The 14,300-nt window shown below is 61.4% G+C and carries 14 protein-coding genes; 3 read left to right on the top strand and 11 right to left on the bottom strand.

The window, feature by feature from the left end; translation table 11 throughout:
- Positions 1 to 71 precede the first annotated feature (71 nt).
- From ispD to putP, 3 genes are all read right to left on the bottom strand, one after another.
- Positions 72 to 764 (bottom strand): 2-C-methyl-D-erythritol 4-phosphate cytidylyltransferase, encoded by a 693-nt coding sequence (ispD, locus tag AACT07_RS16295; protein WP_069528911.1) that lies wholly within the window; start codon positions 762 to 764, stop codon positions 72 to 74.
- Positions 757 to 1,074: a cell division protein FtsB gene (ftsB, locus tag AACT07_RS16290; protein WP_005335520.1), complete on the bottom strand. Its 318-nt coding sequence runs from the start codon at positions 1,072 to 1,074 to the stop codon at positions 757 to 759. The genes ispD and ftsB overlap by 8 nt, the downstream gene beginning before the upstream one ends.
- A 208-nt stretch (positions 1,075 to 1,282) precedes the next feature.
- Positions 1,283 to 2,800: a sodium/proline symporter PutP gene (gene putP / locus AACT07_RS16285; protein ID WP_005354514.1), complete on the bottom strand. Its 1,518-nt coding sequence runs from the start codon at positions 2,798 to 2,800 to the stop codon at positions 1,283 to 1,285.
- Between the two features lie 326 nt (positions 2,801 to 3,126).
- Here putP and AACT07_RS16280 point away from each other — a divergent pair, with 326 nt between their 5' ends.
- Complete coding sequence (locus tag AACT07_RS16280; protein WP_069528909.1) at positions 3,127 to 4,020, top strand: VirK/YbjX family protein; 894 nt, start codon at positions 3,127 to 3,129, stop codon at positions 4,018 to 4,020.
- 69 nt (positions 4,021 to 4,089) lie between these two features.
- Here the strand turns inward: AACT07_RS16280 and AACT07_RS16275 are convergent, their stop codons facing one another.
- From AACT07_RS16275 to AACT07_RS16240, 8 genes are all read right to left on the bottom strand, one after another.
- Positions 4,090 to 5,025, bottom strand: a complete 936-nt coding sequence (locus tag AACT07_RS16275; protein ID WP_069528908.1) for a L,D-transpeptidase family protein — start codon at positions 5,023 to 5,025, stop codon at positions 4,090 to 4,092.
- 187 nt (positions 5,026 to 5,212) lie between these two features.
- Positions 5,213 to 6,454 (bottom strand): mechanosensitive ion channel family protein, encoded by a 1,242-nt coding sequence (locus tag AACT07_RS16270; protein ID WP_040068363.1) that lies wholly within the window; start codon positions 6,452 to 6,454, stop codon positions 5,213 to 5,215.
- 143 nt (positions 6,455 to 6,597) lie between these two features.
- Positions 6,598 to 7,797, bottom strand: a complete 1,200-nt coding sequence (locus tag AACT07_RS16265) for an acetate kinase (protein WP_069528906.1) — start codon at positions 7,795 to 7,797, stop codon at positions 6,598 to 6,600.
- Positions 7,798 to 8,018: 221 nt separating this feature from the next.
- Positions 8,019 to 8,489: a YhcH/YjgK/YiaL family protein gene (locus AACT07_RS16260; protein WP_019445320.1), complete on the bottom strand. Its 471-nt coding sequence runs from the start codon at positions 8,487 to 8,489 to the stop codon at positions 8,019 to 8,021.
- A gap of 314 nt (positions 8,490 to 8,803) precedes the next feature.
- Positions 8,804 to 9,910 carry a 1-acyl-sn-glycerol-3-phosphate acyltransferase gene (locus tag AACT07_RS16255; RefSeq protein ID WP_005362790.1) on the bottom strand — a complete coding sequence of 369 codons (1,107 nt, stop codon included), beginning with the start codon at positions 9,908 to 9,910 and terminating at the stop codon, positions 8,804 to 8,806.
- Positions 9,911 to 10,040: 130 nt separating this feature from the next.
- Entirely contained in the window at positions 10,041 to 10,739 is a 699-nt protein-coding gene (locus tag AACT07_RS16250; RefSeq protein WP_069528904.1) for an aspartate/glutamate racemase family protein, read from the bottom strand.
- A gap of 126 nt (positions 10,740 to 10,865) precedes the next feature.
- Positions 10,866 to 11,456 (bottom strand): LysE family translocator, encoded by a 591-nt coding sequence (locus AACT07_RS16245; RefSeq protein ID WP_021229517.1) that lies wholly within the window; start codon positions 11,454 to 11,456, stop codon positions 10,866 to 10,868.
- Between the two features lie 125 nt (positions 11,457 to 11,581).
- Positions 11,582 to 12,178 carry a LysE family translocator gene (locus tag AACT07_RS16240; protein ID WP_005335536.1) on the bottom strand — a complete coding sequence of 199 codons (597 nt, stop codon included), beginning with the start codon at positions 12,176 to 12,178 and terminating at the stop codon, positions 11,582 to 11,584.
- A gap of 116 nt (positions 12,179 to 12,294) precedes the next feature.
- On the opposite strand from AACT07_RS16240, the gene AACT07_RS16235 reads away from it, so the two are divergent.
- Positions 12,295 to 13,671: an aminotransferase-like domain-containing protein gene (locus AACT07_RS16235; protein ID WP_069528901.1), complete on the top strand. Its 1,377-nt coding sequence runs from the start codon at positions 12,295 to 12,297 to the stop codon at positions 13,669 to 13,671.
- A 54-nt stretch (positions 13,672 to 13,725) separates the two neighbouring features.
- Complete coding sequence (locus AACT07_RS16230; protein ID WP_069528899.1) at positions 13,726 to 14,193, top strand: hypothetical protein; 468 nt, start codon at positions 13,726 to 13,728, stop codon at positions 14,191 to 14,193.
- The last annotated feature ends 107 nt before the right edge of the window (positions 14,194 to 14,300 follow it).

Raw genomic sequence — 14,300 nt, 5'->3', positions numbered from 1 at the left:
ATGCTAACTCCTTGTTCGGGCCTGTTTGTTCGAGACACTCTGCTCTGAACGGTCTGTTCTGACTGAGGGGCTTATGCCTGCTGGCTTAAAAACAGCCCCGCCAGCGACAAATCTTCCGGCCGGGTCACTTTGATATTGTCGGCGCGCCCCTCCACCATGCGCACCGTGAATCCAGCCCGCTCCATGGCGGAGGCCTCGTCGGTGATGGTGGCGCCCAGCAGCAGCCCCTCTTCCAGTGCCAGCTTCAGGGCACGGGTCAGGAACATCTGCGGCGTCAGGGCATGCCAGAGCTGCTCGCGCTCGACGGTGGCGATGATATTGCCCTCCCCATCGGAGCGCTTCATGGTATCGCGCACCCGACTGCCGAGAATGGCACCGCCGCAGTTCATGGCCGCGGCAATCAGCGCATCGAGATCGCCGTGAGTCAGGCAGGGGCGGGCCGCATCGTGCACCAGCACCCACTCCCCTTGCGCCACATGGAGACCATTGAGGACGGAAAAGGCGCGCTCGGCGCCTCCCTCTACCCGCACAATGCGCGGGTCGGCCGCCACGGGCAGGGCCTCGAACCAGCGGTCATGGGGCGCCAGCGCCACGATCACCTGGGCGATGGCCGGGTGGGAGAGCAGCCGCTCCAGGGTATGTTCGAGAATGGTTTTACCCGCCAGTTGCAGGTACTGCTTGGGGCAATCGGCCCCCATCCGGCTGCCGATACCGGCGGCAGGGACGATCGCCGTCAGGCCGGATACCCGGCTGGCATCAGTCATCGTAGGGCTCATCGTCCGGCGCTGTCTCTTTGTCTTTCTCTTTGGGGATGATCCGGTAGAAGGTCTCCCCCTGCTTGATGTAACCCAGATCGTTGCGCGACAACTCCTCGATGGCCTCGAGGCCAGAGGTGAGATCATCTATCTCGCGGTAAATGAGGTCGTTACGATCCTTGAGAGTCTGGTTGTCCCGCTGTTGCTGCGAGATGGCCTCCGACAGGTTCTGATAATCGGATAGCCCGTTCTTCCCCAGCCAGAGGTCATATTGCAGTCCCCCCAGCAGGAGGATCAGGATCAGGGTGAATAGCCGCATGCACTAGGTCTCCTTCAGGCGGCCTAGTGTCCCATATTCGGTGCCAAGACAAAAGAAAGCGAGCACCCGGGAGACACCGGCCGAACATAAAAAAGTGCCCAAGAGTGAATCAGATAGCACAAAGCCCCGCCAAACCGGTGCAAGGATGGCCAACCAGGGCACTCCTTGTCCGGGGGCGGGGCTCTCAATCAGAAAGCGGTAAGGGGGATCAGTTCACCGCGACCGGCTCTCCCGCGCTCTCGGCCGGAGTGTTGTACTCCTCCTCGGCATCGCGGAAACGCTCCAGCATCGCTTTTGAGGGCGCTTCGCCCAGCAAACTGCCCACCACGATGGCCAGCAGTGCGAACAGGAAGCCCGGGATGATCTCATACAGCCCCAGCCAACCGAACTGCTTCCAGACGATGACGGTGATGGCACCGACCAGCATGCCGGCCAGCGCGCCGTTGCGGGTCATTCGCGGCCACAGCACGGAGAGCAGCACCACGGGACCGAAGGCGGCACCGAAACCGGCCCAGGCGTAGCTCACCAGCCCCAGCACCCGGTTTTCCGGATTCATGGCGACGGCGATGGCAATCACCGCGATCAGCAGCACCATCAGGCGACCCACCCACACCAGCTCACGCTGGGAGGCGTTCTTGCGCAGGAACGGCTTGTAGAGATCCTCGGTGATGGCGCTGGAGCAGACCAGTAATTGACAACTTAGAGTGCTCATCACCGCCGCCAGAATGGCGGAGAGCAGCACCCCGGCGATCCAGGGGTTGAACAGGATCTTTGAGAGCTCGATAAAGACCCGCTCCGGGTTGCCGGTCACCCCAGCTGCCACTTCCGGGAAGCGGGCGAAGTAGGCCAGCCCGAAGAAGCCGATGGCCACCGCACCAGCGAGGCAGAACACCATCCAGGTCATGCTGATGCGACGGGCATTGGCCATGGAGTGGTGGGAATCCGCCGCCATGAAACGGGCCAGAATGTGGGGCTGACCAAAGTAGCCAAGGCCCCAGGCCATTAGCGAGACAATGGCGATCACATCCAGATTCTTGAACATGTCGAGGTTGGTGGCGCTCTTGGCTGCCACCTCGATCATGGCGCTGTCCACCCCGCCGACGGCGATGATGACGAAGACCGGGGTCAGGATCAGGGCGAAGATCATCAGGGTCGCCTGCACCGTGTCGGTCCAGCTCACCGCGAGGAAGCCGCCGAAGAAGGTGTAGGTGATGGTGGCGGCGGCACCGACCCAGAGGGCGGTGTTGTAATCCATGCCGAAGGTGCTCTCAAACAGACGAGCACCGGCCACCACGCCGGAGGCGCAATAGATGGTGAAGAAGAGCAGGATCACCAGCGCCGAGAGAATGCGCAGCACCTTGCTGTGATCTTCAAAGCGGTAGGTGAAATAGTCCGGCAGGGTCAGGGCGTTGCGGTTCTTCTCGGTATGTACCCGCAGGCGGCCCGCTACCCAGCGCCAGTTGAGGTAGGCACCGATGACCAGACCGATAGCGATCCAGCTCTCGGAGATGCCGCTGACAAAGACGGCGCCGGGCAGGCCCATCAGCAACCAGCCGCTCATGTCGGAGGCGCCGGCAGAGAGAGCGGTCACCCAGCTCCCCATCCGGCGACCGCCCAGAATGTAGTCATCAAAGTTGCGGGTGGCGCGATAGGCGACGAAGCCGATCAACACCATTCCGAGGATATACACCAGGAAGGTGATTAACATGGGTGTGCTAGCTGTCATGCAAAACTCCGTTTTGTGTCATTTTCTGCCCGCTCTGGTGACGGGCTCATCCCTAAAAAACCGGCCTAGCTTAATCAGCCGTTCGCGCCAGCTCAACCACTTTTAACAAACACAAAACACAATAAAAACCTTTGCGCATCAAATCATCTGCCGCATCAAGAGGATGGCGCCAGATTTCCTGCCGTGGCCGTGACGGTCACCTCGCAGCGCCCGCCGCTACTGAGCGTTATGTTTTCACATTTTGTTACTATCCATTTTTTTACAAGCCGGCGCCCCGCTCCTACACTCCCCGCCCTGTCTCATCACACCAGTCAGAGGTCGGCACCATGTCATCTCATCTGTCACACCTGCGCACCCTCGCCCGCCGCCTTCATCCGGTGGAGGAGTCGGGTCATCTCATCCGACGGGCCAAGTATGTGGGGCGTCTCTGGCTCAATCCCGGCGCCCGCGCCCTCTATCGCCAGCAGCAGGAGCAACCGCTGCTAGCGCAGGCGATCAGCCGCTTCCCCGATATTCTGGAAAAGCCGATCCACCCCTATCGCCACAAGGGGCTCAGCAAGCGCCTGCGAGCCGGGCTTATCAGCGGCCACTACCAGCAGCTGGCTCGCCAGCTGCCCAAGGCGCAACAGCTGGCGATCTACAGCGGGCGCGGCCTGCTGCTGGCCCAGTGGCAGAGCGACAAGCTGACGGCCCCCCTGACCCTGCAACTGGATTACCAAACCCACATGGGCAAAGAGGGGGAGATGAGCCTGACCCTCAAGCTGGGTGACGCGGCGCTCTATTACATGGCCCTCAATCTGCGCCCCGCACCGAACCCGACCCTCGAAATCTGCTCGCTGCAGGGCGGCAAGGGGCAGAGCGAGGAGATCAAGCTGGTCACCAAGGCGTGCGGCGGGCTGCGCCCCATGTCCCTGCTGGTCTATATGGCCGCCGAGCTGGCCCGGGGATTGGCGTGCAAGAGCCTGCTCGGGATCCGCACCCAAAGCCACGTCTATCAGAGCAGCAAACGCACTGCCGATCGGGTCAAGTTCGACCTCGACGGCTTGTGGCAGGAGCATCAGGGCTGCGTGCAGGATGAACTCTGGATGAGCCTGCCGCTGGAAGTGCCCCGCAAGACGCTGGAGGAGATCCCCTCCCGCAAGCGGGCCAGCTACAAGGCTCGCTACCATCTGCTCGATCAGCTCGGCAGCGAGCTGCAGGCAAATCTGCTGCGAAGCTGAGTCAATGCAGCAGAAACAAAAAGGGCGAACAGCATGCTGTTCGCCCTTTGTCATGACGGGAATTTGCCGTTAGCGGTTGATCGCCATCGGCATGCCGTTGCGCTGCTCCAGCGCCTGCTTCACCAGTTGGGAGTCGCTGTCGGCGTGGGCAATGAAGCGGGTCACCGCCGGGGTCATCGGCAGCGGTGCCGGCAGCTTGGAGTTGAACTCCTCTTCGCTGCGCGACAGCGGCTGGTGCACTTCCAGATAGCGGACGCCGTTGGGCTCGAGAGAGGCCTTGATCGGCTGATTGACGAACTGGACGCGGGTACCGACCGGTACCTGCTTGAACAGATAGGCGATGTCATCGTTGCGCAGGCGCACACAGCCGTGGCTCACCCGCAGGCCGATGCCGAAGTTGGCGTTGGTACCGTGGATGGCATACATCTTGCCGATGTAGAGGGCAAACAGACCCATGGGGTTGTCAGGGCCGGCCGGCCATACCGCAGGCAGGCTCTCGCCACGGGCGGCATATTCGGCATGCATCTTGGCGGTCGGGGTCCAGGTCGGGCCCGCTTTCTTGCGCTGCACGCTGGTCACCCAGTTTTCCGGGGTGTCGGTGCCGAGCTGGCCGATGCCGATAGGCAGCACTTCCACCACTTTTTTACCCTTGGGGTAGTAGTAGAGGCGCATCTCGGCCACGTTCAGCACGATCCCTTCACGGGGTGCATCCGGCAGGATCAGTTGCTGGGGGATCACCAGCTTCTCGCCGGTCTGTACCAGCAGGGGATCCGCATCGGGGTTGGCTTCGGTCATGTTGGTGAGCCCCAGCTGGAATTTGGCCGCAATGGCCTCCAGCGGCTGGCCGTTCTCTTCGGCCGGAACCACGTATTCCAGATTTTCCCCTACCAGACGGCTGTTGGCCGCAGGCAGAGCATATTCAACAGCTTCAACAGCGAAAACCGGCGCAGCGGTCAGCAGCAGGCTGTAGCAGAGTGTTGCCACACTATTGCGAAGGAGCTTCATAACTTTCCCATGATGATGACTTGAAGTGACGTCTCTGGGCTGGCAGCTGATCAAGAGGGGATCAGGGGCGCGAAGAGAAGGCCGCCATTTTTCTCCTCTGCACGGCAAATTTCAACTGACAAGTGGCGACGGGTCGATGATTAATATGCGGTTTTTTCCGCATCCCCGACCCGCCCCATTTCCCTGTTTATCCCCGTTGCCAGGCACGCATATCGTAACCTGTGGGAGATTGATGCAACCGCAGATGAAATTGCTCAATGATGGCGAAGATATGGTCGAAAATATCGGCCTGGATCCCTTCGTAATCGGCCCATGCGGTAGTCGCGGTGAAGCAGTAAATTTCCAGCGGTAAACCGTCTGAGGTGGGTGCCAGCTGGCGCACCATCAGGGTCATGTCCTTGCGAATGCCGGGGTGGGCGCGCAGGTAGGCATCCAGATAGGCGCGCAGGGTGCCGAGGTTGGTGAGGTGACGGCCGTTGATGGGGCAGCTCAGGGCATCGCTCAGCTGCTGGTTGTAAGCGCTCAGCTCCTGCTCCTTGCGGCTTAGATAGGGTGCCAGCAGCTGCGCCTGCTTGAGCTGCAACTGCTCCTCGGCCGTCAGAAAACGCACGCTGGTCATGTCGATATTGACGCTGCGCTTGATGCGGCGGCCCCCCGACTCGGTCATCCCCTGCCAGTTCTTGAAAGAGTCGGAGATCAGGGCATAGGTGGGAATGGTGGTGATGGTCTTGTCCCAGTTCGATACCTTGACCGTGGTAAGCCCGATGTCGGTCACCTCGCCATCGGCGCCGTACTTGTCCATCTGCAGCCAGTCACCGACGCTCAGCATCCGGTTGGCGGAGAGCTGGATCCCCGCCACCAGCCCGAGGATAGGGTCCTTGAACACCAGCATCAGCACTGCGGTCATGGCACCCAGACCGCTGAACAGGAACAGCGGCGACTTGCCGAGCAGCAGGGCGATCATCAGGATGCCCACCAGAATGCTGCCTACCAGCTTGGCCCCCTGGAAGATGCCGCGCAGGGGCAAATCCCGACCAAGGCGGGTGTAACGGCTCACCGACAACAGGCAGTCGAGCAGGGCGAAGAAGGCCAGCAGCAGGAACAGCAAAATCCAGAGCTGGGCCACCATCTCGATAAGCTTGAGGCTATCCGATTGGCGGGGCAGCCAGATCTCCGCCTGACCGAGCAGCACGGCCCCTTGCAGCACAAAGGCGAGCCGGTTGAAGAGGCGCTGTTGCAGCTGGGGCGGCAGCCACACCTGCTTGGCCTTGCCGAGGATCCCCACCAGCCGGACCAGCAGCACCCGGTGCAGCGCCATGTGCAGCAGCAACGAGGTGATGACGATAAAGCCCAGCGCGATCACCAGCGCCATCAGGTTGGTCACTTCCACCCCAAGACCCGACAACCAGTTAAAAAACGCCTCTTTCATTGCTCTCTCCCGAACCGGGCAGCCCGCTGGCTGCAAAAACAGTGGTGGTCAGGGTACCGCTCCCCTCCCCCATGTCAAATCGGTGAACGCCAGAAATGACAACGCCCGGCACAGGCCGGGCGTTGTTTCAAAGCGAGGCTGACTTAGCAGACCAGGCTCAGGGCATCGCGGGCGATGACCAGCTCTTCGTTGGTCGGGATCACCATGGCGCAACGGCTGTCGGCGGTGGTGATGCGACCTTCGCCACCCAGTACCGCGGCGTTGTTGGCCTCTTTGTCCACCTTGAAGCCGAACAGAGCCAGGCGGTTCAGCACCATCTCGCGCACCATGGCGGCGTTCTCACCGATACCGCCGGTGAAGACCACGGCGTCCAGACGACCGTCCATCGCAGCGGCGTAGGCACCGACATACTTGGCCACACGGTAGGTGAAGACATCCAGCGCACGCTTGGCACCGGCGTCGGTGGCGTAGTTGGTGGTGACATAGCGGCAGTCGCTGCTCGCTTCTGTCATCCCCAGCAGACCGGACTCACGGGTCAGGGTGTGGTTGATCTGCTCCACGCTGTAACCGAGCTGGTCGTGCATGAAGAAGACCACGGCCGGATCGATATCACCGGAGCGGGTACCCATCGCCAGACCTTCCAGCGGAGTCAGCCCCATGGAGGTGTCAACGGATTCGCCGTTCTTGATGGCGCAGACAGAGGCACCGTTACCCAGGTGGCAGTTGATGATGTTCAGTTCATTCAACGGCTTGCCCAGCTCTTTTGCCGCTTCTTCCGCGATGTAGCGGTGAGAAGTACCGTGGGCACCGTAACGACGGATGCCGTGTTCGCGGTAGAGCTTGTGCGGCAGCGCATAGAGGTAGGCCTCTTGCGGCAGGGTCTGGTGGAAGGCGGTGTCGAAGACGGCCACGTTCTTCTCGGACAGCTGCGGGAACACTTTCAGCGCGGAGCGAATACCGATGAGGTGCGCCGGGTTGTGCAGCGGGGCGAACGGAATGGCGGCTTCGATACCGGCGATCACGCCGTCATCAATGCGCACGGAGCGGGAGAACTGCTCGCCACCGTGTACGATTCGGTGACCGATGGCCACCAGTTGCTCGGCAAGAGTCGGATCCTGCGGCAGGATGTGACCCACGATATGGTCGAGGGCCTCCTGGTGAGCGGCACCCGCTCCCAGCATGGCTTCGCCCTTGACCCCGTGGAGTTTCCATTTGATACGTGCATCATCCAGATTGAAGCATTCGGCCAGGCCGGACAGCATGTCCTCACCTGTTTCGGCGTCCATTACGGCAAATTTCAGGGAAGAGCTACCGCAGTTAAGGATCAATACCAACTTGCTCATTTTCTACATCTTCCTGTGCTTCGGCTTTATGCCGACAGTGTCGTGTCATCCAAAAGAGGATGGGATTCCCCTGCCGGGGGCTTATGGTCGCAGGAGGGTGCGTCCAATTTTTCAATTCTTGCTCTTGAAAGAGTCATCGCAACTTGTGGTGCGTATCACTGGTTTCAATGCTTGCGAGTCTCAACGCATCAGCTGCGCAGGGCTCGCCTCAATGGGAATGCTCAGGCGATAGCCAGCAGATCCTTGTGTACCTTGACCACCAGCTTCTTCACCTTGGCGGGCTGGTTGAAGGTACAGAGCGGGCGGTGCAGCTCGCCCGGCCAGAAGATGGCGAAATCGCCTGGTTGCAGCGCCAGATAGCTGGTCTGCTCGTCATCGACAAACCAGAGGTCGGGATGGGGATGGTCGGCGCCGTCGCTCACGTAGTCGTGGGGGCCCACACCTATCCACTCTTCACCGCGCAGCAGCAGCTGGATATCGAGATACTGCTGATGGAATTCGCCACGGCGATCCGCGGCTGGCTCGGTCAGATCCTCGCTCACCAGACAGAACAGGTTCAGGCCATCGATCTCGGTCTTGCCGAGCGGAGCGTCACCCCAGTGAGCCACGCTCTTCACCACCTCGGCCATGATGCGGGCCAGCGGGGCGGGCAGCGGCGTCCGCTGCAGGGTGTTCAGGCTACCGGTGATCATGGCGTCTGTTTCCTGTTAGGTATATCTGGGCGGCATCTTTGCCAGCCAATGAAAAAGGACCTGTGACAGGTCCTTCAATAATGCCGTCTGCAATCCGTGCAAACCGGTTTAGAGCTTTTGCTCATGTTCAGCTATATGGGCACTGTTACACACTCGTCAGCACCTTGCCAAGAGACATAATCCCATTTTCATAGTGATCGTACCAGCTGAAACCATATTATTCACCACCCTTTCCCCCTCGACTTTGACCAGACGCAAAAACGGGCGCATCAGCGCCCGTTTTTTTCGCAAAACCGTTTAACAACCGGTTTCATTCAAGCCTTTTTGGCGTTTTCTACCGGTTTGGCGTACATGGCACGCCAGATCGCCTTGTGCTCTTCCGGCACCTCTGACTGACGAGTCAGGAAGGCCGCCTGTTCGATGGTATTGGCCTTGCCGGAGACATCGGCCGCCAGATAGTTGCTGGGGAAGAGGTGGTAGCTGCTCCAGATCGCCTTGTCGATCAGCGCGGCCAGTTCGTCCGGATCGCTGAAACCCTCGGTGATCGGCGCGCCGAAGGAGACGTGTACCCGCCCCTTCATGCCGACGATACCGGCGACGATACTCTCGATATCCTCGAACTCGCCCTTCTCGTAGCTGCCGTTGACCGACTTCTCGTAGAGCTCGCGCGCCTTCGCCTTGTCGGTCGGGTCCAGCTCGTAGCTGATGCTGACCGGTACGATATTGAGGCTGCGCATGTAGTCGACGAAGTCGATCTTCTGCTTCTTGCCGTCGACGTAGAACATCTTGAGGATGGCGGGATCTGTCTTGTCATCGCCATTCTTGGCGCGCCCTTCCTTCTGGGCGATCCAGATGGAGTGACCTTCGTGAACCGAGTTGCCAATATAGGCAGACAGCTCGCCGAGCGCCTTCATCATCTCTCGCGGCCCCTTGGCAGAGCGTTTGACGATAAAGCTCTTGTTGAGCTTCATCAGCTCGGTGGCGCAGGGTTTGCGCAGCAGGTTGTCACCGATGGCGATACGCACGGTATCAAAACCGTGGGTGTGCAGCCCCCAGTTAACAAACGCCGGGTCCATGGCGATGTCTCTGTGGTTGGAGACAAACAGATAGCCCTGCTCTTTCTTAAGATGCTCGATCCCGGAGAAGGTCACCCCCTTGGTGGAGGTGGCGATCATGCGGGACATGTACCGGGTGACCCCCATCTGGACCTGATGCACAGTGGTCACTTTTGACCATTTGCGGCGCAGGAACAGGCGGATCATCGGGCGGATGGCCCAACCCAGCCAGCTCATCAGGGAACCGAAACGATACTTGGCGATGGCGCCGATAAATTCATCATCCTGGATCAGCCGTTCGATGGCTGCCGGCACTTCTTCATCGCGGTAGGGGCGAATATCCGCGAATCTATCTACTTCAGTCACAATGTCAGCCTTGCATGCTAGGAAACCGCAGCCAACCCGCGTTGGCCGGGGAAAATTCAGGGCGCAATTTTACACGCTTTTGTGGCAAGGGGTATGAGACAAGCATGAATAGTGAGATCTGACCAGTTAATTAATCGGATGTCAGAGCCAGGGTGACAGCAGCCTCGGCATGAATGGCGGTGGTGTCGTAGAGCGGCACGGCCGCCTGCGCCTCCCCCACCAACAGGGCAATCTCGGTGCAACCGAGGATCACCGCCTCGGCGCCGGCGGCCGCCAACCCGGCGATAATGGCCAGATACTCGGCGCGCGACGCGTCACGGATCTCCCCCAGACAGAGCTCGTCATAGATGATCCTGTGTACCCGCTCCCGCCCGGCCTCATCGGGTACCAGCACCGCCAACCCGAAGCGATCCTGCAAGCGCCCCTTGTAAAAATCCTGCTCCATGGTGAAGCGGGTGCCGAGCAGGCCGACCCGGGTTATCCCGTCCGCCCGCAATTTGGCCGCGGTGGCATCGGCGATATGGAGCAGCGGGATATCGATGGCCGCCTCAATCTCGGGGGCGACCTTGTGCATGGTATTGGTGCCGATCAGCAAGAAATCGGCGCCGCCATCCTGCAACTTACGCGCCTCCGCCGCCAGCTGACGAGCGGTAGCGGGCCAGTCACCGGCATGCTGCAACCGCTCGATACCGGCAAAGTCGACGCTATTGAGCAGCACCCGCGCCGAGTGCAAACCGCCAAGCTGCGCCCGCACCCCGCGATTGAGCGCCTGATAGTAACTGACGGTGGACTCCCAGCTCATGCCACCCAGCAGACCGATACATTTCATATGAACTCCTTTCATCCTAAGAGAGGGCAGAACCACGCCACCTTGCAGGCAAGGCCACGCTGACGAGATAAAAAAGGCCCCGCAGGGCCAACAAGACAGCCGGTAAAGGCCCGGGTCAACCCCGGGCTAAATCCAGATCATCCCGACACAGGCGGCTGTCGCCAGCCCCATGCCAAGATTGAAACGCCGCCAACCCCGGGCAGTGCGGATGATTTGCCGCACCTGGGCACCAAAAAGCACCCAGAACGCCCCGGTGTAGAGGCCGGTAATAAAGAAGATCACCAGCACCCAGAGCGCGGAGGGCCAGTAAGCCTCCCCCGCCATAGTGAAACCGCTGATGGCGGAGAGCGCCATCATCCACGCCTTAGGGTTGAGCAGTTGCAGCATGGCCCCCTGATGGGCGGGAATGAGCGGCCGGTTGCCCTCGGCTGGGCCGCTGGCGGTCGCCACCTTCCACGCCAGCCAGAGCAGATAGGCCGAGCCGATAATCTTGAGGCCGTCGTGCAGCAGCGGCACCTTCTCGAACACCACGCCAAGCCCCAGCGCAGTGGCGAGGATCATCAGATTGATCCCCCCCACCACCCCCACCAGCAGGGGAATCGTGCGGCGAAACCCCTGCGCCGCCCCGGCGCTGGTGAGCAACATATTGTTGGGCCCCGGCGTGCCGCAGGTGACCAGGGCAAACCCCGCCAGGGGCAGTAACCAGTTCAGATCCATCTCAACCTCTTGTCGATGCAACGCCCCCGTTATGGGGAAAGCCTTCTAATATGCAGAGCCAACCCCGTGGCGACAAGTCAGAAATGCCTCTTTCTCGGCCACCTTCCCCATCAGCGCAGCACGGCTCAATACCAGAGCATCACCACGCAGAGCGCCGTCAGCAGACCGAGAGAACCGTTGAGTCGGCGCCAGCCCCGATCCGAGCTGATCCAGTTGCTCAGCTGATGGCCGAACAGTACCCAGACAAAGCAGACCGGCAGGGCCACCAGCACAAACATGACCATCACCGCCAGCTGACTCGACCAGTAACTGGCACCGGGCAGGCTGAACAGACTGATGGCGGAGATCCCCATCATCCACGCCTTGGGATTGAGGAACTGAAAGCCCAGCCCCTCCAGCATGGTCAGCGGACGGGCACGTCGGGCCGGATCCCCCGGCGCCCCGGCCACCGCGATACGCCACGCCAGCCACAGCAGATAGAGGCTGCCGAAAATCTGCAAACCGAGCCGCAACAAGGGCCAGCGCTCGAACAGCGGATAAAGCCCCAGCGCCAGCACCAGTTGCAGCACCGGCTGCCCCAATCCGACCCCAAGCAGATGTGGCAGGGTGCGACGCACCCCGAAGTTGGCACCGGAGGCCGTCAACATCAGGTTGTTGGGCCCCGGCGTACCGCAGGTGAGTACGGCAAAACCGAACAGGGTGACATACCACTCCATCGTCATATTGTGACTCCTTGCTTGACACATTGTATCGATACAATGTGTGCTATTTGGTTGTTATTAGGTTGAAATTCACGCTATATTGACAGCAAATTTTGATCAATGGATTTATTGTCACCATGACAATCTGGACACCCGACCTTACGGCCTTCGATGGCCCCCTCTACCTCAAGCTGGTCAAAGCGATCGAACAGGGGATCGTGAATGGCGAGCTGCCACCGCAGACCCGATTGCCTACCCACCGATCCCTGGCGGATCGTCTGGGTGTCACCGTCGGCACCGTCACCCGCGCCTACAGCGAGGCGGAGCGGCGCGGCCTGCTGGCCGCCCGGGTGGGTCACGGCACCTGGGTCAAGGGAGCGAACACGGATCCCGCCAATGAGTGGGTGATCCGCCAGGAGGAGGGGCACCGCATCGAGCTGTGGCAAAACCTGCCGGTGCAGCTGGATCGGGCGGCCATCATTCGCCCCATGCTGGGGGAAGTGGCGGACGGGGATCTCAACGCCCTGCTCGGCTACGACAAGGAAGCGGGACGGCCGGATCAGCGCCAGCAGTTCGTCAACTGGCTGGCGGAGCAAGGGGTGGCCTGCAGTGAGGATCGCCTGCTGTTCAGCCACGGCGCCCAGCACGGCATCATGCTGGCGCTGCTGGCGACCGGCTGCGTGGGGGAGACCATCCTGTGCGAGGGGCTGAGCTACCCCGGTATGCTGGGTAACGCTCGCCAGCTGAAGAATCAGGTGGTGGGACTGGCGATGGATGAGGAGGGGCTGCTGCCCGAAGCGCTGGACGCCGCCTGCCGTACCCGCCGGGCTAAGCTGCTCTACCTCACCCCGACCCTGCAAAACCCCACCACCGCTATCATGAGTCTGGCGCGGCGGGAGGCCATCGTCGCCATCGCCCGTCGCCACGATCTGCTGATCATCGAGGATGACGTCAACGGCCTGCTGCCCCAGCAACCGGTGATCCCTCTGGTCAATCTGGCGCCGGAGCGGGTCATCTATCTGGGCAGTCTGGCCAAGATCGCCTGCGGCGGCCTGCGGGTGGGCTTCGTGCTGACGCCCCCTGCCCTGCGCAGCGCCTTCGCCCAGACCATGCGGCTGTCGAGCTGGATGGTGAGCCCACTGCTGATCGAGCTCGCCTGCAAAATGGTCAGTCAGCGCCAGATCATGCCGCTGGTCGAGCAGCAGCGAGAGATCCTCAAACGCCGTGGCGAACTGCTGCGCCACCTGCTGCCCGCCGCCCGCTGGCAGCCGGGCAGCATGCACGCCTGGCTGCCGCTGCCGGAGCCCTGGCGCAGCCAGCAGTTTGCTGCTGCCGCCGACGCCCTTGACGTTGGCGTGGCGAGCGGGGAACACTTCGCCGCCGGTCAGTTTGCCGCTCCGCAGGGGGTGCGCCTGAGCCTGAGCCAACCCGCCACCGACGCCCGGGTCGGCGAGGGGCTGGCCCGTCTGGCCCAACTGCTGCAGGGGACGCCCCCCAGCAATCCCCTGCTATAGTCAGGGCCAGCCGACCTGACCTTCACGCTTCATCGTCATTGCCAAGGAGATGCCGTGCCCCCCATCAGAGCCGCCCTGCTGCTTGCCACCCTGTTGCTGGGTGGCTGCGCCTCGTCAACGACCCACCAGCAGCTGGGGGCCGCGCTCAATGGACTGGAAGGAGAGTTGCAACGACTGGAAGAGGAGCTGGCGGCGATGAACGGCCTGCACTATCAAAAAGCGATCGATGCGCCGCTCAGTTTGCGCCGTGCGCTCGGGGCGCCGCTGCCCACCCCAGAGGGGCTGGTGCCGGTGACCAGCAAGCTGGAAGATGGGCCAATCCTGCGCTATCAATATCGCCTGCCTGCGGGTATGGCGAGTCTGCCCCAGGACAACCTCTGCCAGCGCTACGAGTTCGAGCTGCGCCATCTGGGCCGCCTTGGCAAACTGGAATTAAGCTGGCTGGGGGAACAGGGCAAGGGGTCGCGGCTGATCCGCCAGAGCGACTGCCCCTTCGGGGCGCAGATCCGCCCTCGTCAATAACAGGTTGCAGCCCTGATAGATGGCATAACCGATTGAAATAACAGCCCATAGTGCGCCCTCCAGCACCCTGCTGGCTACTGTCAGCTTTTCACTCAGCGAGTGCTGTG

The sequence above is a fragment of the Aeromonas sp. ANP5 genome, from assembly GCF_963870295.1.
Lineage (GTDB): Bacteria > Pseudomonadota > Gammaproteobacteria > Enterobacterales > Aeromonadaceae > Aeromonas > Aeromonas veronii.
This window is presented reverse-complemented; position numbering and strand designations above follow the sequence as displayed.

What these genes read in the sequence shown, in the direction of transcription:
- ispD (WP_069528911.1), bottom strand. Translation starts at nt 764, where the DNA reads ATGACTGATGCCAGCCGGGTATCCGGCCTGACGGCGATCGTCCCTGCC.
- ftsB (WP_005335520.1), bottom strand. Translation starts at nt 1,074, where the DNA reads ATGCGGCTATTCACCCTGATCCTGATCCTCCTGCTGGGGGGACTGCAA.
- putP (WP_005354514.1), bottom strand. Translation starts at nt 2,800, where the DNA reads ATGACAGCTAGCACACCCATGTTAATCACCTTCCTGGTGTATATCCTC.
- AACT07_RS16280 (WP_069528909.1), top strand. Translation starts at nt 3,127, where the DNA reads ATGTCATCTCATCTGTCACACCTGCGCACCCTCGCCCGCCGCCTTCAT.
- AACT07_RS16275 (WP_069528908.1), bottom strand. Translation starts at nt 5,025, where the DNA reads ATGAAGCTCCTTCGCAATAGTGTGGCAACACTCTGCTACAGCCTGCTG.
- AACT07_RS16270 (WP_040068363.1), bottom strand. Translation starts at nt 6,454, where the DNA reads ATGAAAGAGGCGTTTTTTAACTGGTTGTCGGGTCTTGGGGTGGAAGTG.
- AACT07_RS16265 (WP_069528906.1), bottom strand. Translation starts at nt 7,797, where the DNA reads ATGAGCAAGTTGGTATTGATCCTTAACTGCGGTAGCTCTTCCCTGAAA.
- AACT07_RS16260 (WP_019445320.1), bottom strand. Translation starts at nt 8,489, where the DNA reads ATGATCACCGGTAGCCTGAACACCCTGCAGCGGACGCCGCTGCCCGCC.
- AACT07_RS16250 (WP_069528904.1), bottom strand. Translation starts at nt 10,739, where the DNA reads ATGAAATGTATCGGTCTGCTGGGTGGCATGAGCTGGGAGTCCACCGTC.
- AACT07_RS16245 (WP_021229517.1), bottom strand. Translation starts at nt 11,456, where the DNA reads ATGGATCTGAACTGGTTACTGCCCCTGGCGGGGTTTGCCCTGGTCACC.
- AACT07_RS16240 (WP_005335536.1), bottom strand. Translation starts at nt 12,178, where the DNA reads ATGACGATGGAGTGGTATGTCACCCTGTTCGGTTTTGCCGTACTCACC.
- AACT07_RS16235 (WP_069528901.1), top strand. Translation starts at nt 12,295, where the DNA reads ATGACAATCTGGACACCCGACCTTACGGCCTTCGATGGCCCCCTCTAC.